We start from the raw sequence: 16,448 nt of genomic DNA on the forward strand, positions 1-16,448 counted from the left end.
TTCAATAGATGAAGAGATAAACGGACGTATTTATGTTGAAAACAACCATCATCGGAGCAAGCGGATACACAGGTGCAGAGTTAGCACTGATGGTATTTAAACACCCACACCTTTCTTTAGCGGGTTTGTATGTGTCAGAAAACAGCTTAGATAAAGGAAAAGCGATCAGTGAACTGCACGGTTCATTAAAAGGGGTTGTGGATGATACTTTGCAGCCTTTGGTGGATGTAGTTCAAGTGGAAAAAGAGTCTGACATTATTTTATTAGCGACCGCGCATGAAGTGAGTCACGATTTAGCGACGACGTTTTTAGATAATGATTGTGTTGTTTTTGATTTATCTGGTGCGTTTCGTGTTCAAAAAGAAGGCTTTTATTCTGAGTTTTATGGCTTTGAGCACCAACATGCAGAATGGTTAGATAAAGCGGTGTATGGTTTGGCTGAATGGAATGCTGATGCTATTGCACAAGCACAATTAATTGCAGTTCCCGGTTGTTATCCAACGGCGTCACAATTAGCGTTAAAACCTCTCGTTGAAGCGAAATTATTAGATCAAAATCAATGGCCTGTGATTAATGCAACAAGTGGTGTGACAGGAGCTGGACGTAAAGCGAATTTAACCAGCAGCTTTTGTGAAGTTAGCCTTCAACCTTATGGTGTATTTAATCATCGTCATCAGCCTGAAATTGCCACGCATTTAGGCTGTGATGTTATTTTTACTCCTCATCTTGGTAATTTCAAACGTGGGATTTTAGCGACGATTACGACGAAGTTAGAAAAAGGCGTCACAGAAGAGCAAATTAAAAAAGCGTTTGATGACGCCTATACAGAAACGCCAGTCGTTCGTTTACTTGAGAATGAAATTCCTAAATTACAATCGGTTGAGAAAACACCTTTCTGCGATATAGGCTGGAAAATGCAAGGTCAGCATTTAATTGTTGTTTCAGCGATTGATAACTTATTAAAAGGGGCATCAAGCCAAGCAATGCAGTGCATTAATATTCGTTTTGGCTTTCCAATGTTAACGGCTTTAATATAAAGTATGGTATTAAGTATGAATCAGCGTCCATTAGTGATTAAGTTAGGTGGTGCAGTATTGTCATCAACCGAAACCTTAACGCAATTGTTCAAAACGATTGCAAATTATCAACAACAAGCACAACGTTCGTTAGTTATCGTGCATGGTGGTGGTTATTTAGTTGATGAGTTAATGGCTAAATTACAGCTTGAAACCGTTAAAAAGGAAGGTTTACGTGTCACGCCAAAAGATCAAATTGGTTATATCACAGGTGCGTTAGCCGGGACGGCAAATAAAATGCTGCAGGGCCAAGCGATGAAAAATGGTGTAAATGCGATGGGGTTAAGCTTGGCTGATGGTGGCCTGTGTACAATTACACAACTTAATTCTGAACTAGGTAATGTTGGCTTAGCGACACCGGGTAATGCAACGATATTAAATGCAGTGTTAGCAACACATGTGACACCAATCATTAGCTCTATTGGCATTACTGCTGAAGGCGAGTTAATGAATGTAAATGCAGACCAAGCGGCGGTTGCGGTTGCTACCGCGTTAGATGCTGATTTGGTGTTGTTGTCTGATGTTCCCGGCGTATTGGATGCAGATAAAGTATTAATACCAAGTTTAGATGCAGAACACGCTGAGTTATTGATTCAACAAGAAGTGATTACAGATGGCATGATCGTGAAAGTTCGTGCTGCTTTAGAGGCCGCACAAGAATTAGGCCGAGCGATAGAGGTGGCGTCATGGCGTTCACCAGAAAAATTAGCTGAGTTGTTTATTGGAAACAGCATTGGCACTCAGTTTCAGCCTTAATTGGCATTGAATAGAATTAACTTTATAGAATACAGTCGCCGCGAGTATGCGGATCAAGGAGAATAGAATGAATAAGAAAGTCGAAGTAAACAAGGTTGTTGTTGCATACTCTGGTGGTCTAGATACGTCTGTGATTATTCCGTGGCTAAAAGAAAACTACAATTGTGAAGTTATCGCATTTGTTGCTGATGTAGGCCAAGGTGCTGAAGAACTTGACGGTATTGAAGCAAAAGCTATCGCATCAGGTGCGTCTGAATGTTATGTGACTGACTTAAAAGAAGAAATGGTTGCTGAGTATATTTTTCCTACGTTAAAAACCGGTGCGCTTTATGAAGGTAAATACCTACTAGGTACTTCAATGGCTCGTCCTATTATCGCTAAAGCGCAAGTAGAAGTCGCACGTCAAGTGGGTGCAGATGCCCTATGTCATGGTTGTACAGGTAAGGGTAATGACCAAATTCGTTTTGAAGGGGCCTTTGCTGCATTGGCACCAGATCTACACGTGATTGCGCCATGGCGTGAGTGGGATTTAGTGAGTCGTGAAGAGTGTCTTGATTATCTTGCTGAGCGTAATATTCCGTGTTCAGCGTCACTAACTAAAATTTATTCTCGTGATGCAAACGTATGGCACATTTCAACAGAAGGCGGTGTTCTTGAAGATACATGGAATGAGCCAAATGAAGATTGCTGGGCATGGACAGTCGATCCAGAGCAAGCGCCAAATGAATCAGAAACAGTATCAATAAAAGTTGAAAAAGGCGCGGTTGTTGCTGTTGATGGTAAAACGATGACTCCTTATGAAGTGGTTGTTTACCTAAACGAGAAAGGCATTAAGCACGGTGTTGGTCGAATTGATATCGTCGAAAACCGTTTGGTCGGCATGAAATCTCGTGGCTGTTATGAAACTCCGGGCGGTACGATTATTAATGAGGCGCTGCGTGCTGTTGAGCAATTGGTTCTAGATAAAGCATCGTTTGAGTTCCGTGAAGAACTAGGTATTAAAGCGTCTCACCTTGTTTATGATGGTCGTTGGTTTACGCCACTATGTAAATCAATCTTAGCGGCGACTGAAGAGCTAGCACAAGATGTGAATGGTGATGTTGTGATTAAGCTATATAAAGGGCAAGCGACAGTCACTCAGAAACGTTCAGATAACAGCTTATACTCTGAAGAGTTTGCAACGTTTGGTGCTGACGAAGTTTACGACCAAAGCCATGCTGAAGGCTTTATTCGTCTTTACTCGCTATCAAGCCGCATCCGTGCCCTTAATAGCAAGTAATTACATTTGAAGTAACAACTATTAAACAATTTTATTTACACTAGTCGAAGTTCATTTAATGATTAAATGAACTTCGATTTTTTTTGTCTAAATTATAATAATAACCACGCTTACTAACGCCTGAATAAATATGTAAAAATAATGCATTTAATTCTTTATTTTTATCTGAAATTGCCGTAAGTTTGAATCATCAAGAAAAATACTGAATTAAATCAGACTTAATAGTTTCAAAAAGCAGTGAGCACTGTGCATTTAGGAGAAACACCATGGCATTATGGGGCGGACGTTTTAGTCAGGCAGCAGACACAAGATTTAAACAGTTTAACGATTCACTTCGTATCGATTATCGCCTTGCAGAACAAGACATTGTAGGCTCTATTGCATGGTCTAAAGCACTGCTTTCAGTTAATGTCATTTCAGAGTTTGAGCAGCAAAGACTTGAGTTGGCGTTGAATGAACTCAAGCTTGAAGTAATGGAAGATCCAAAGCAAATTTTATTATCTGATGCTGAAGATATTCATAGTTGGGTAGAAACACAGCTGATTGGAAAAGTTGGTGACCTAGGTAAGAAATTACATACAGGTCGTTCTCGTAACGATCAAGTCGCGACGGATTTAAAATTGTGGTGTCGTCAACAAGGTCATCAATTACTTCGTACTCTTGATTTACTTCTAAATCAATTGGTTAATGTAGCGTCTGAGCATCAAACAACGGTACTTCCGGGTTATACGCACTTACAACGTGCACAACCGGTAACATTTGCTCATTGGTGTTTGGCTTATGTTGAAATGATTGAGCGTGATCACTCTCGTCTGGAAGATGCGATTAAGCGTTTAGATACGTGCCCATTAGGATCAGGAGCTTTGGCTGGAACGGCTTATCCAATGGATCGTGAGAAATTAGCTCGTAATCTTGGTTTCCAACGCGCAACACGTAACAGTTTAGATTCGGTATCGGATCGTGATCATGTGATGGAGTTAATGTCGATTGCTTCTATCTCAATGGTTCATTTATCGCGTCTTGCTGAAGATATGATTTTTTATAACTCAGGTGAATCAAACTTCATTGAGTTGGCTGATACGGTAACGTCAGGTTCATCATTGATGCCACAGAAAAAGAACCCGGATGCCTTAGAGCTTATCCGTGGTAAATGTGGCCGTGTATATGGCGCACTGGCTGGTATGATGATGACAGTAAAAGCGCTACCGTTGGCTTATAACAAGGATATGCAAGAAGACAAAGAAGGTTTATTTGATGCGTTAGATAGCTGGTCTGATTGTATTGAAATGGCGGCACTTTGTTTTGAAGGCATTAAGATCAATAAAGAACGTACTCTAGAAGCGGCAAAGCAAGGGTATGCAAACTCAACAGAGTTAGCGGATTACTTGGTAGCGAAAGGCATTCCCTTCCGCGAAGCTCATCATATCGTTGGTGTTGCTGTGGTTAGTGCTATAGAAAAAGGCTGTGCATTAGAAGAGTTATCTATTGCAGAATTAAAAGTATTCTCTGATGTGATTGAAGACGATGTGTATGCAATTTTAACTATCGAATCGTGTCTTGCAAAACGTAATGCACTTGGTGGTGTAGCTCCAGAGCAGGTTGCTTATGCTGTTGAGCAAGCAGGTAAGCGTTTACAAGAACGTGATTCCACGGGCGTTAAAGTTCGTCCTGCACGTTTAACAGATTTAGATGCGTTAGAAGGAATGGTGGCATACTGGGCTGGACTTGGTGAGAACTTACCGCGTAATCGTAATGAGTTAGTGCGCGATATAGGCTCGTTTGCTGTTTCAGAGCATCATGGTGAGGTAACCGGTTGTGCTTCCTTGTATGTGTATGATTCAGGTTTAGCAGAGATTCGTTCATTAGGGGTTGAAGCGGGGTGGCAGAGTCAGGGTCAAGGAAAAGCGATTGTTCAACACTTGGTAGAAAAAGCACGTGAAATGGCGATAAAGAAAGTATTCGTATTAACTCGTGTGCCTGAGTTCTTTATGAAACAAGACTTTATTCCAACGTCTCGTTCATTGCTGCCAGAGAAAGTGCTCAAAGATTGTGACCAATGTCCTCGTCAACATGCATGTGATGAAGTGGCTTTAGAGGTGAATCTTCAAGAGCAAATAATCATTAAAACGAACGTGGCGTAATCATTAGCATTGTTACAAATAGTTATGCGATTCACTTAGCTATTTAGTCGGAAATAAAAAAGAAAAAGTGGTGAACTTTTTAATTAGATACTAGTCTTATTAATACTGCTTTTTCTTAGAAAGATTCTAAGAGGCCCCAATATCTTGATTGATGTTGGGGTTTTATTTTTTATACGGCCCATTCTTTTTTGACGGTTTTACGCAGCGATAGTATCCCATCATCAATAGATGCAGAGTAAGCAACCCTGTAAATGCAGCACTAATCATAAAGGTCGCAATGGCTTCTATTTGGTAAGGGCTCGCTTGAAAAAATTCCAGCCAAGTTAACCATCCTCCGATAGATAAAAAAGTGAGTTGTTTGATGCAACGTAGGCAGCGGCCTAATTTCTGCTTGAAAATATCCGTTCGACAAGATTGGCAAGCCATATCGGTTCACTTAAAAATAATGGTAAGGCGGCTATTTTAGCGAGTGACTCGTGAGATAGAAATAAAAAAATCGATGTTTTCACATCGACTTTTATTTTGCTCTTGTTATTTATTTTTGATTAACAGCCGGGGCCACAATCTAGACAGTGTTTAATTGTCTCTGGACCTAGGTGTAATTTAGCATTCAAATCACGAAGTGCAGTACGCACGCCTTCCTCAATTACTGGGTGATAAAAAGGCATATCCAGCATTTCTGAAATCGTCATTTTGTTTTGGTGAGCCCAAGCTAACAAGTGCGCTAAATGCTCTGCATTTGGTCCCATCATTTCAGCACCAAGGAAACGACCTGTACCTTGTTCACCGTATACATGAAGAATCCCTTTATTACGTAGCATCACTCGTGAACGACCTTGGTTTTCAAAAGACACTTCACCCGTTGCAAAACAGCCACATGTCCCTAAGCGAGTGGTGATTTCTTTATACGTTTCACCAACCATTGCTATTTGTGGGTCAGAGAATACCGCTGAGATTTTTGAGCGGCGCAGGCCTGCGCGGATCTCAGGGAAGCGTCCTGCATTATCACCGGCAATACGAGCTTGGTCAGCCGCTTCGTGTAATAACGGCAGTTGGTTACTTGCATCACCAGCAATGAAAATTGTTGGTTGTGATGTTTGTAGTGTGTAGTGATCAGCGGTTGGTACGCCACGTTCATCTAGCTCAAGAGAAGTATTTTCTAAACCTAACTTATCTGTGTTTGGACGACGTCCCGTTGCCGCTAATACATACTCAACAAGGTTTGTGTCTAGTTCACCTTGTTTATTGATGAACTTGATCTCAACACGGTCTTCACCAGACTCAGTAGTAATGCGTTTCATGCTTTCTATCTTTACATCTGCATCAAGATAGAATTCTTCATTGAAGGCTTTATTTGCATAGGCCATCACTTCTGGGTCAGTAACAGGACCAACTTGACCACCTAAACCAAATAATTTAGTTTCAACGCCTAAGCGATGTAGTGATTGTCCAAGTTCAAGACCAATAACTCCAGGGCCAAATACAGCCACCGATTTTGGTAAGTCGTCCCAGTTAAATACATCGTCATTGATGATCAAGCGATCACCTAACTCATTCCAGACCGCAGGATAGGCAGGTCGAGAGCCTGTTGCGATAACAATACGTTTTGCAGTGATGATCGTATGGTCATCAACTTGCAATGTATTATCATCTAAAAATTTAGCGTAGCCAGAGATTTTATCTTCTGCTGGTATTTCATCAACGCCTTCTAAAACAAAGCCAACAAAGCGATCACGTTCAAATTTAACTCGGTCCATGACTTCACGGCCGTTAATTACGATCTCACCTTGAGGGTGGATACCGAACTGAGGTGCTTTTTTAATTTGGTGAACGCTTTCTGCCGCTGCAATTAACAGTTTTGATGGCATGCAACCAACACGAGCACAAGTGGTGCCGTAAGGGCCGCCTTCAATCATGACAACACTGTCAGTATGTGCTTTTGCCGCACGGTAAGATCCTAAACCTGCTGTACCACCACCGATAACAGCTACATCAACATTGACTTGTTTCATAATAATTCTCTCGTAATGGTATTTTTTGAGTGCACGAATCCTGCCGACTTTTATTATTTTTTGAAAGTAAGTCAGAATGCTGGATTTGCTGTTTTGTGAGTGTATCTAATTAAGGGGGTTACTAGCCTACAATGCAGTAGGCTAGTTATGGTACGTTCTAGTAGATTAAGCTAGGAAAGCTTCTAGTTCTTCGCTACCACCGATGTGTTTACCACCGATGAATACTTGAGGAACCGTAGAGCGACCAGTAATAGCTCGTAGGCTTACTGTTGTTGCATCTTTACCTAGTACTACTTCTTCGTAGTTTAGGCCTTTATCAATTAGGTTCTGTTTCGCTTTCATACAGAAAGGACAGCCAGGTTTTGTAAATACAGTAATTGACTCTTGCTCTTTGTGCTCAGGAGCAAGGTAGTTCAGCATCGTATCAGCATCAGAAACGTTGAACGGGTCACCAGCTACGTCTTCTTCGATGAACATCTTCTCAACAACGCCATTTTTTACTAGCATGCTGTAGCGCCATGAACGCTTGCCAAAACCAATATCATTTTTCGCAACTAGCATGCCCATGCCATCAGTGAAGTCACCGTTACCATCTGGAATGAAAGTAATGTTTTCAGCTTCTTGGTCAGCTTTCCATGCGTTCATTACAAACGTATCGTTTACAGAAACACATAAGATGTCATCTACGCCATTCTCTTTAAATACAGAATGCAGCTCGTTGTAGCGAGGTAGATGGCTTGAAGAGCACGTTGGTGTAAATGCACCTGGAAGGCTAAATACGATAACGGTTTTGTCTTTGAATAACTCTTCAGTTGTTACGTTAACCCAAGCATCACCTTTACGTGTTGGAAAAGTAACTTGAGGAACTGATTGACCTTCTTTAGATGTAAACATAATGATGTCCTTTAAATTTTAAATAATTTTGAATTTCTTATTCGGGGTCTGCCCGGTTGATGTAGCTATTATGCAAAAGCTAGCTTGATAGTTCTAATCGTTTGGTGTTATCGTTTCAATCGTTAAAATCTATCAATATTGATTTTTATTAAAAATGCAAAGCTTGCAGGAGTGTAATACATGAACATCCGTGATTTTGAGTACTTGGTCGCACTTGCTGAGCATAAACACTTTCGTAAAGCCGCTGAATCCTGTTTTGTCAGTCAGCCGACGCTAAGTGGACAAATTAAAAAATTGGAAGAGGAGGTTGGATTAACGCTGCTTGAGAGAACCAGCCGTAAAGTTCTATTTACCGAAGCTGGTTTACAGTTAGTTGATCAAGCAAAACGAATTCTAGCTGAAGTGAAGCTTTTTTCTGAACTTGCGAATCAGCAGGGTAAAGAAATGTCGGGTCCTTTACATTTGGGATTTATTCCAACTGTTGGCCCTTATGTTTTGCCTTGGATAGTCCCAACGCTGAAAGAGACGTTTCCTGATTTAAACTTATATCTACATGAAGCTCAAACGCATCAGCTAGTGAAAATGCTAGAAGAAGGCAAAATTGATTGTATGATCCTGGCATCAGTGGATGAGACAAGCAGATTCATAGAGATTCCGGTTTATGATGAACCTATGGTACTTGCTGTCCCGACGGATCATAAATGGGCAGAAGAAGATTCAATTGATATGTCTCGCTTAAATGGCGAGTCAGTGTTGATGTTAGGAGATGGTCATTGCTTGCGAGATCAAGCGTTAGGCTTTTGTTTTGCCGCAGGAGCAAAAGATGACGATCACTTTAAAGCAACCAGTTTAGAAACATTACGGAATATGGTGGCAGCAGGCAGTGGAATAACATTAATGCCTTATTTATCAGTGCCAAAAGAAAAAGTACGTGACGGTGTGTGTTATTTACCTGCAAAAGCTCCCGTTCCGCATCGACAAATTGTATTAGCTTATCGTCCGGGTTCTCCATTAAGGGCTCGTTATGAAGGATTAGCAAAAGAAATAAAGCAGAAAATGTCGACCGTTATTTAGATCGTTTCGTTCTTTCTATTATTGATATAAAAAAGGGGCGCTATATTTATAGCACCCCTTTTAAGTATTATTGATTAGAATAAACTTTCGTCTTCCTCTCCATCTCCATCTCCATCAACATCGCCTGATGAATAGATCGTATCTTGGAAATCTTGCTTGACGTATTCTGTTGGTTCAGTACCACCAGCAAAATATTCCCACATACTTGTCTCATCATTTTTATTGGTTAATAAACCGGTTTCACGATCTATCTTCACTTTGATGATATTGGCTGGTAAACGTTGATCTTTTTCTGGTACCCCTTCAAGAGTTACCTTCATAAAGTTAATCCAAGCATAGATTGCGGTTTTCCCTCCCGCTTCGCCACCAAATGGCATCTCTTCTTTGGTCATGTTGTCATTTTTAGTCGTGTAGCCTAAACGGTGTGATGGGTTATCAAAACCAACCCACGCAGCAGCAACAACATTTGGACCATAACCGTTGTACCATGCATCTACAGAGTCATTTGTTGTCCCTGTTTTTCCGCCGATATCACGACGTTTCAGTACTTGTGCACGCCAACCAGTACCATTCCAACCAGTGCCTTTACGCCAGCTACCGCCACCCCAGATATTGCTGTACATCATCTGTTTAGTTAAGAACGCATTTTGTGCTGAAATGACTTTCTTCGCATAAGGAGATCCTTCATCGTTCTGACGTTCACAGTCACGTTGACAAATAGTTTTTGGTGTTGCTTTGTAAACTTCATCACCAAATGGGCTATTAATATGGTCAATATAGTAAGGTTCTACGTAGTAACCATTATTGGCAAATACCGCAAAGCCTTGCGCCATTTGAACTGGCGTTAAGCTGCCAGCACCTAGTGCAATGGTTTCGGAACGAGGTAAGTCATCTTTATTAAAACCAAAACGAGTTAGGTAATCAATCGTTTCATCTAGACCTACTTCACGTAATACACGAACGGCCATTACGTTTTTAGATTGAGCTAAACCAATACGTAGACGAGCAGGACCAACATAAGTTGGTGGCGAATTTTTAGGTCGCCATGCTGTACCTTGACTCTGATCCCAAGTATTGATCGGAGCATCATTTACTAAGCTTGCTAGTGTTTTACCGTGGTAAAGAGCAGCAGAGTAGATAAATGGCTTAATACTAGAACCAACTTGACGCACAGACTGAGTAGCACGGTTAAATTTGTTGTGAACAAAGTTGAAACCACCCACTAGAGAGGTGATAGCCCCATCAGTTGGGTTCATAGCAACAAATGCGGTATTTGCTGCTGGCACTTGGCTTAACTTCCAAACTGTCGTTGTTACATCATCTTTCGTTTCTTCGCTTAATGGACGAACATAAATTTGTTGACCAACAGCAAGAATATCAGATGCTCGACGGGGAGCAGGACCTTGACGCTTATCTGTTTTAAAGCGACGAGCCCATTTCAAACCATCCCAAGGAATAGTAGCCATACCATTATTTTTGATATCAACGGTAACTGTTTTCCCTGAAACTTCAGTGACAACAGCAGGCATTAATTCACCATAAGAAGGTTCGTTTCTTAGGTGTTTAGTAATCGCGTTTTCGTCAAGCGGTGTTGCTTTAGGTACCCATACTGTTTTTACTGCACCACGGAAGCCATGGCGTTCATCATAAGCAAGAAGATTGTCTAATGTTGCTTTATTTGCCGCGGCTTGCATTTTTGAATCTACGGTAGTGTAGATATTCATACCTGAGGTATAAGCGGCTTCTTCACCGTATTTATTTACCATCCATGCGCGAGCAATTTCGGCAATGTAAGGGGCTTGTAGTTCGATCTCTGCACCGTGGTACTTAGAAATCACTTCTTCCGCTCTTGCATCATCAAACTCTTGTTTAGTGATGTAACCTTCATCAAGCATACGAGCCAATACCACGTTTCGACGAGTAGTGGCACGATCAACAGAATAAATAGGGTTCATGGTTGATGGTGCTTTTGGTAAACCAGCAATAATGGCGACTTCACCAAGAGTCAGTTGGCTTACTTCTTTACCAAAATAAACATGGGCAGCAGCACCTACGCCATAAGAGCGGTAACCTAAATAGATTTTATTTAAGTAAAGCTCAAGGATCTCTTGCTTGGTTAGTAGTTGCTCAATATGGACTGCAATGAAGATCTCTTTAATCTTACGCATGATTTTCTTCTCATTGGATAAGAAGAAGTTACGCGCAAGCTGCTGAGTAATGGTACTCGCCCCTTGTTTTGCTGAGCCTGATGCTAATACAGCAAAGGCTGCGCGAGTGATACCGATTGGGTCAAAGCCATAGTGACTATAAAAACGACTGTCTTCGGTCGCGATGATAGCTTCAAGCAAGTGAGGTGGCATCTCTTCTAATTTAAGAGGGATACGACGCTTTTCGCCAAATTGTGCGATTAATTTCCCATCGCGGCTGTATACCTGCATTGGTGTTTGTAGTTGAACATCTTTTAATGTAGCCACATCTGGTAATTCTGGTTTCACATATTGGTAAAAACCAAAAATTGTTGTGACTCCAAGAATAATGCAAACCAATGTAGCTATAAGCAGTGCCTTTATGAACTTCACCTGATAATTCCCATTTACTTTAATCTGTATTGTCGTTTCTAACCGATAACTGAGTAGTATAAATATAACACAATAAAAAATAACGCAAATAAACGCTTAATTTTGAGAAGTTTATTTATTACTTGGAGTTAAATCAGGATGATTTATCCCATCATTACCGGTTTGGATATAGGGCATCATAGCATTAAAGCGGTATCTGTGAGGTTAAAAAAAGGTCAATTTGAACTAATAAGCAGTGATGAGGTTTTATTGCCTGAATCTGTGTTTTTAGATATGAATACATTACATATGGAAGAGATAATACCTTACCTATCCCGTTTGAAAACACGAATAAAACGAAACCTGAGACAAGTCGCTTTTTCAATTCCAGACAGCAGTATTATTAGTAAGATAATTAGGCTGGATGGTCAGCTTGATGAAGAAGAAACAGAGTTTGCGATAATACATGCTTTTGAGCAGCAAACCTCGTTTTTAGCTGACGATCTTAATATTGATTATATTGCGATAGATCAGCGAGGTGTCGATAGTGAAAAAATAACAAATTTCCAAGTTTTTGCAGTAAAAAAAGAGTTAATACAGGCTCGTCAGAAATGTGTAGCGTCGGTAGGGTTTATTCCCATTTTGGCTGATGCACATTCCCATGCACTATTAACGTTATGGCAGCGAAGCGTAACGGTATATCCAGATAAAAAGAACTGGATGCTTATTGATATTGGTCACTTACACACAATTTTCTGTGTTATTTCTCCGAATCAACAGCTGTATACTAAATCTATTATTTTTGGTGCTTCTCAGCTGATGGGCAATCGTCCCATAGAATATTTAACAGCGGTTGAGGCTCAAGATAGCTCCCAGTTTACTGCTCTGCTTTCTGAGCATATTAGTCGTCAAATTACCTTATATTCTTCTATTCATAATCACAAGATTGAAGGGCTTTGGATTACGGGAGGTGGGGCAGCACTTCCTGGCTTATCTGATGTATTGAGCTATGAATTGTCACTGCCTATTTTAGAGTTAGCTCTTTCTTCGCTGTTTCATTGTACTGATCAGCAAGTAATGCGAGTTAATGCACCAGCAAGTCAATATGCATCAGCGATAGGGCTTGCATTAAGAGGGGTTGAGTGGCTTACCAAATAAATTTATTGCCTTGGAGAGAAAAAGAAAGATTGAGGTATAAGCGATCTTTTTTCATTTTATTATGCGTTGGCTTGCTTTTATCCGTGAGTATTCAAGGGAGTATTTTATTTTATTTAAGCCAACAAAAAGAATTACAAGAGACTCGTAATCATTCCTTAGAAAATCATATCGAGGGGTTAAATAGTGAATTAAAAGAACTTCACGAGATTGGTAATCAGCATGACACAATATTAACTCGTTTAAATGAAGTCGAAGAATTACAGCGTAATAGAAACACAACAACGCAGTTACTTAATTTATTACCAGAGATGATCTCTGGGGGGATTTATTTAAATAAAGTACGGATGAATAAGAGGCTCGTAGAGATTACAGGGGTTAGCGATAGTAATGTTCGTTTAGCGAGTATGCTCGATAAATTAGAGCGCTCTTCTTATATTTCGTCTGTTGACATACATTCAATTGTGTCTGAAGTTGATGTTTTTGATCATGGTATGAGTCGCTTTGAGGTGTCATTTATGCTGCTTTCTTCATACCAAGGAGAGAGAGAATGACGGATTGGAGAGAGCTTGAACTGGATGAGATTACGGAGTGGTCACGAGGTTTTCAATTACTGGTGATTTTGTTTTTATGCTTGTGTGTACAAGGTGTTGGTTATTGGTTTTGGTTACGGCCAATGGTTGAAAAAACAGAACAATTAAAACAAGACGAAATGGTGTTTAAAAATACGGTGAAATACAGGTATAACCAAGTTGCTGCGCTGCCAATAATGGAAGAACAGCTTAATGAGCTGAATTTTCGTTATGAGTTTTTAGCACAGCAATTACCTGCACAAAAAGAACTTGCAAGTATGCTCTCTGGTATTAATCGGGTTGGAATTCAAAATAAGTTAACGTTCACTCGTATTGATTGGGGGGAGAGGCAACAGAAGACCTTCCTCTATAAACTGCCTTTAAATATCGAACTAACAGGGCAGTATCATGATATTGGTGCATTTTCCGAGGCCATTGCCGATCTTCCTCGAATCGTGAATTTAGAAAATATGGATATTCAGCGTGTCAATAAAGAGAGCAATCTATTGCATTTTCGAGTTATGGCGTATACCTATCAATTTATGGGACAGCATGAATAAGCGTTTATTTTTTGCGGTGATTGTCTGGTTTTTTCTTACTGGATGTAAAGCAAATAAAGAATCACTGGAACTGTTTTATGCTGAGGCTAAAAAACAAGGTCATATTGACGTTGAGCAACTAACAACAGTCAGTACTTTTGATGTCGATGGCTACTCTCAAGTTGCTGGTCGCTCTCCATTTGTCTTACCAAAGCCAGCTGAATTATCGATGCCGCTTATAAATAAAAAGACATGTTGGCAGCCTAAAGAGCGAAAAAAAAAGGAATTTTTAGAGCAGTATTCGTTAAATAAACTGAGCTTTAAAGGCGTTATTGGTTCTGGTTCGGATATTACCGCGTTAGTGCAGATCCCAAAGGGAAATGTTGTAAAGGTAAACAAGGGACAATTCATGGGGAGTCATCATGGGCGGGTGCTTCAGATTAACTCACAGTATGTGCTCTTAAAGGAAACATTGCCTGATGGCGTGGGGTGTTGGCAAAAAAGACACATCAAATTGGTATTGAAAAATTAACGAAAAGAGTAGGGATAACTCATGTTGCTAGGATGCAAAATAACGATTACCTCATTCGCTATTCAATGGTGGTTGCTTCTTATATTCAGTGTTGTCAGTGTGCCGAGCTCTGCGGAAGATGGAGTGATGAATAGATTAATTAATGTGGATTTTCAGCTAAATAAGAACAAAGAAGGGGTAATTATCGTTGAACTCGCCTCTACTGCCTCTGCCGTTGATTTAAGAACAGAGAATACTCAATTGATGATTGAACTGCATGATACGCAAGTCAGTGATGATAAGTTAATCATCTTAGATGTCGAAGACTTTGCAACGTCAGTTTCTCATATTGAGACGTTTAGGGAGCCGAATAGCACATTATTGGTTGTGGATATTAAAGGTGGTTATCAATACGACTATTTTTTAAAAGATAATTTATTACAAGTGGTGATATCGAAGCAATCGAAGCAGGCGAACAAAATACAGAGTAGCGGACAAGAAGAGAGTAAACCTATCTCAATTAACTTCCAAGACATCCCCGTGAGACATGTATTGCAATTGATCGCTGATTATAACGATTTTAACTTAGTGGTTGCTGACTCAGTAAAAGGCAATGTAACGTTACGCTTAGATGGTGTGCCGTGGCGACAAGTACTGGATATTATTTTACAGGCAAAAAACTTAGATAAACGAGTTCAAGGAAACGTGGTATTAATTGCCCCAACATCAGAGTTTGATGCGCAAGAAAAAAAGGTATTAGAACAAGCTCAAATGGCCTCTGAGTTAGCAGCACTTACCTCTGAAATACTCTCTATTAGTTACGCTAAAGCGTCAGATATTGCGGAGCTTTTGGTTGGTGAAGGCGAAATAACGATGCTTTCTAATCGTGGAAGTATTACGGTTGACGAGAGAACAAATTCTTTATTGCTACGAGATGTGCCTGAAAATATTGCGGTTATTAAAGAGATAATTGAAACACTCGATGTGCCAATTAAGCAAGTTCAAATTGAAGCAAGAATAGTAACGATTAACGAGGGTAATTTGGCGGAGCTTGGTGTTCGCTGGGGAATAAGTAATACCAATGGTAGCACGACTGTCGGAGGAACAATTGAAAGTAATCTAGCCAGTGTAGGGCTTTATGATGGCGGTAATGGTAGTCTTCCTGTTGATGACTTTTTAAATGTCAATTTGGGCTTGGTTAACCCAGCAGCTTCTAGTATCGCCTTTCAGGTAGCAAAGCTTGGGTCTAATTTTTTATTGGACCTTGAGTTGTCTGCATTGCAGGCTGAATCTAAAGCAGAAATCATTTCAAGTCCGAGATTAATTACGACTAATAAGAAACCTGCTTACATTGAACAAGGGACTGAAATTCCTTATTTGGAAGCGTCATCCAGTGGGGCTACGTCGGTATCTTTTAAAAAAGCAGTATTAAGTTTGATGGTGACACCACAAATAACGCCGGATAATCGCTTAGTTCTTGATTTAACTGTTACACAAGATAGACCGGGTCAAATAGTGAAAACAGGAACAGGTGAAGCCGTTGCAATTGATACTCAGCGAATTGGCACACAAGTACTGGTCAATAATGGAGAAACCGTTGTTTTGGGAGGAATTTATCAGCGGTCATTATCAAATACTGTGGAGAAAGTCCCATTACTTGGTGATTTACCTCTGCTTGGGGCTCTGTTTCGTCGTAGCTCAGAAAATATAGGTAAAAAAGAATTATTGATCTTTGTTACACCAAAAGTTGTTATACAGTAATAACATAGCGTAACTTAAAGCATCAGATTGTTATGAAAATAGAGCATAAAATAAATTATTATGCTGAACTTTTCATCTAGCTATTGCAATCACTAGCTATAAGCTGAGATAATTTTCGGT

The 16,448-nt window shown here is 40.2% G+C and carries 14 protein-coding genes; 10 read left to right on the forward strand and 4 right to left on the reverse strand.

Annotation, left to right across the window (positions count from 1 at the left end):
- Positions 1–32: 32 nt before the first annotated feature.
- The 4 genes from argC to argH all read left to right on the forward strand — a co-directional run bounded on the left by argC (position 33) and on the right by argH (position 5,252).
- The gene (gene argC / locus Q1K78_RS04705) at positions 33–1,037 is read left to right on the forward strand and encodes an N-acetyl-gamma-glutamyl-phosphate reductase (RefSeq protein WP_300174940.1); all 1,005 of its coding nucleotides are present in this window, start codon (positions 33–35) and stop codon (positions 1,035–1,037) included.
- A 15-nt stretch (positions 1,038–1,052) separates the two neighbouring features.
- Entirely contained in the window at positions 1,053–1,832 is a 780-nt protein-coding gene (argB, locus tag Q1K78_RS04710; protein WP_300174941.1) for an acetylglutamate kinase, read from the forward strand.
- Positions 1,833–1,899: 67 nt separating this feature from the next.
- Positions 1,900–3,111, forward strand: coding sequence for an argininosuccinate synthase (locus Q1K78_RS04715; RefSeq protein WP_300174943.1), 1,212 nt, complete (start codon positions 1,900–1,902; stop codon positions 3,109–3,111).
- A 266-nt stretch (positions 3,112–3,377) separates the two neighbouring features.
- On the forward strand, positions 3,378–5,252 hold the full coding sequence (gene argH, locus Q1K78_RS04720; RefSeq protein ID WP_300174945.1) for an argininosuccinate lyase: 1,875 nt from the start codon (positions 3,378–3,380) through the stop codon (positions 5,250–5,252).
- A 162-nt stretch (positions 5,253–5,414) separates the two neighbouring features.
- Here the strand turns inward: argH and Q1K78_RS04725 are convergent, their stop codons facing one another.
- The 3 genes from Q1K78_RS04725 to Q1K78_RS04735 all read right to left on the reverse strand — a co-directional run bounded on the left by Q1K78_RS04725 (position 5,415) and on the right by Q1K78_RS04735 (position 8,158).
- Complete coding sequence (locus Q1K78_RS04725) at positions 5,415–5,678, reverse strand: DUF3624 domain-containing protein (RefSeq protein ID WP_300174946.1); 264 nt, start codon at positions 5,676–5,678, stop codon at positions 5,415–5,417.
- 119 nt (positions 5,679–5,797) lie between these two features.
- Entirely contained in the window at positions 5,798–7,264 is a 1,467-nt protein-coding gene (locus Q1K78_RS04730) for a dihydrolipoyl dehydrogenase (protein ID WP_300174947.1), read from the reverse strand.
- 165 nt (positions 7,265–7,429) lie between these two features.
- Positions 7,430–8,158: a glutathione peroxidase gene (locus tag Q1K78_RS04735; protein WP_300174949.1), complete on the reverse strand. Its 729-nt coding sequence runs from the start codon at positions 8,156–8,158 to the stop codon at positions 7,430–7,432.
- Positions 8,159–8,338: 180 nt separating this feature from the next.
- On the opposite strand from Q1K78_RS04735, the gene oxyR reads away from it, so the two are divergent.
- Positions 8,339–9,232 (forward strand): DNA-binding transcriptional regulator OxyR, encoded by an 894-nt coding sequence (oxyR, locus tag Q1K78_RS04740; RefSeq protein ID WP_300174951.1) that lies wholly within the window; start codon positions 8,339–8,341, stop codon positions 9,230–9,232.
- Between the two features lie 74 nt (positions 9,233–9,306).
- Here oxyR and Q1K78_RS04745 read toward each other — a convergent pair whose 3' ends face one another.
- Positions 9,307–11,811 (reverse strand): penicillin-binding protein 1A, encoded by a 2,505-nt coding sequence (locus Q1K78_RS04745; protein WP_300174953.1) that lies wholly within the window; start codon positions 11,809–11,811, stop codon positions 9,307–9,309.
- Between the two features lie 138 nt (positions 11,812–11,949).
- Here Q1K78_RS04745 and pilM point away from each other — a divergent pair, with 138 nt between their 5' ends.
- The 5 genes from pilM (at position 11,950) to Q1K78_RS04770 (ending at position 16,328) form a co-directional block, all read left to right on the forward strand.
- Positions 11,950–12,948: a type IV pilus assembly protein PilM gene (gene pilM / locus Q1K78_RS04750; RefSeq protein WP_300174955.1), complete on the forward strand. Its 999-nt coding sequence runs from the start codon at positions 11,950–11,952 to the stop codon at positions 12,946–12,948.
- An 83-nt stretch (positions 12,949–13,031) separates the two neighbouring features.
- Entirely contained in the window at positions 13,032–13,499 is a 468-nt protein-coding gene (locus Q1K78_RS04755; protein ID WP_300174957.1) for a PilN domain-containing protein, read from the forward strand.
- A complete protein-coding gene (pilO, locus tag Q1K78_RS04760) occupies positions 13,496–14,077 on the forward strand; it encodes a type 4a pilus biogenesis protein PilO (protein ID WP_300174959.1) in 582 nt (193 codons plus the stop codon). Before Q1K78_RS04755 ends, pilO begins: the two co-directional genes overlap by 4 nt.
- Positions 14,070–14,588 (forward strand): pilus assembly protein PilP, encoded by a 519-nt coding sequence (locus tag Q1K78_RS04765; RefSeq protein WP_300174961.1) that lies wholly within the window; start codon positions 14,070–14,072, stop codon positions 14,586–14,588. The genes pilO and Q1K78_RS04765 overlap by 8 nt, the downstream gene beginning before the upstream one ends.
- A 21-nt stretch (positions 14,589–14,609) precedes the next feature.
- Entirely contained in the window at positions 14,610–16,328 is a 1,719-nt protein-coding gene (locus tag Q1K78_RS04770) for a type IV pilus secretin PilQ (protein ID WP_300174963.1), read from the forward strand.
- The last annotated feature ends 120 nt before the right edge of the window (positions 16,329–16,448 follow it).

The sequence above is a fragment of the uncultured Aliivibrio sp. genome, assembly GCF_946479765.1.
In the GTDB taxonomy this organism is placed as follows: domain Bacteria; phylum Pseudomonadota; class Gammaproteobacteria; order Enterobacterales; family Vibrionaceae; genus Aliivibrio.

Coding starts and splice junctions, on each gene's coding strand:
- Q1K78_RS04715 (WP_300174943.1), top strand. CDS start 1,900: ATGAATAAGAAAGTCGAAGTAAACAAGGTTGTTGTTGCATACTCTGGT.
- Q1K78_RS04770 (WP_300174963.1), top strand. CDS start 14,610: ATGTTGCTAGGATGCAAAATAACGATTACCTCATTCGCTATTCAATGG.
- pilO (WP_300174959.1), top strand. CDS start 13,496: ATGACGGATTGGAGAGAGCTTGAACTGGATGAGATTACGGAGTGGTCA.
- Q1K78_RS04730 (WP_300174947.1), bottom strand. CDS start 7,264: ATGAAACAAGTCAATGTTGATGTAGCTGTTATCGGTGGTGGTACAGCA.
- argH (WP_300174945.1), top strand. CDS start 3,378: ATGGCATTATGGGGCGGACGTTTTAGTCAGGCAGCAGACACAAGATTT.
- argB (WP_300174941.1), top strand. CDS start 1,053: ATGAATCAGCGTCCATTAGTGATTAAGTTAGGTGGTGCAGTATTGTCA.
- argC (WP_300174940.1), top strand. CDS start 33: ATGTTGAAAACAACCATCATCGGAGCAAGCGGATACACAGGTGCAGAG.
- Q1K78_RS04735 (WP_300174949.1), bottom strand. CDS start 8,158: ATGTTTACATCTAAAGAAGGTCAATCAGTTCCTCAAGTTACTTTTCCA.
- Q1K78_RS04725 (WP_300174946.1), bottom strand. CDS start 5,678: ATGGCTTGCCAATCTTGTCGAACGGATATTTTCAAGCAGAAATTAGGC.
- pilM (WP_300174955.1), top strand. CDS start 11,950: ATGATTTATCCCATCATTACCGGTTTGGATATAGGGCATCATAGCATT.
- Q1K78_RS04765 (WP_300174961.1), top strand. CDS start 14,070: ATGAATAAGCGTTTATTTTTTGCGGTGATTGTCTGGTTTTTTCTTACT.
- oxyR (WP_300174951.1), top strand. CDS start 8,339: ATGAACATCCGTGATTTTGAGTACTTGGTCGCACTTGCTGAGCATAAA.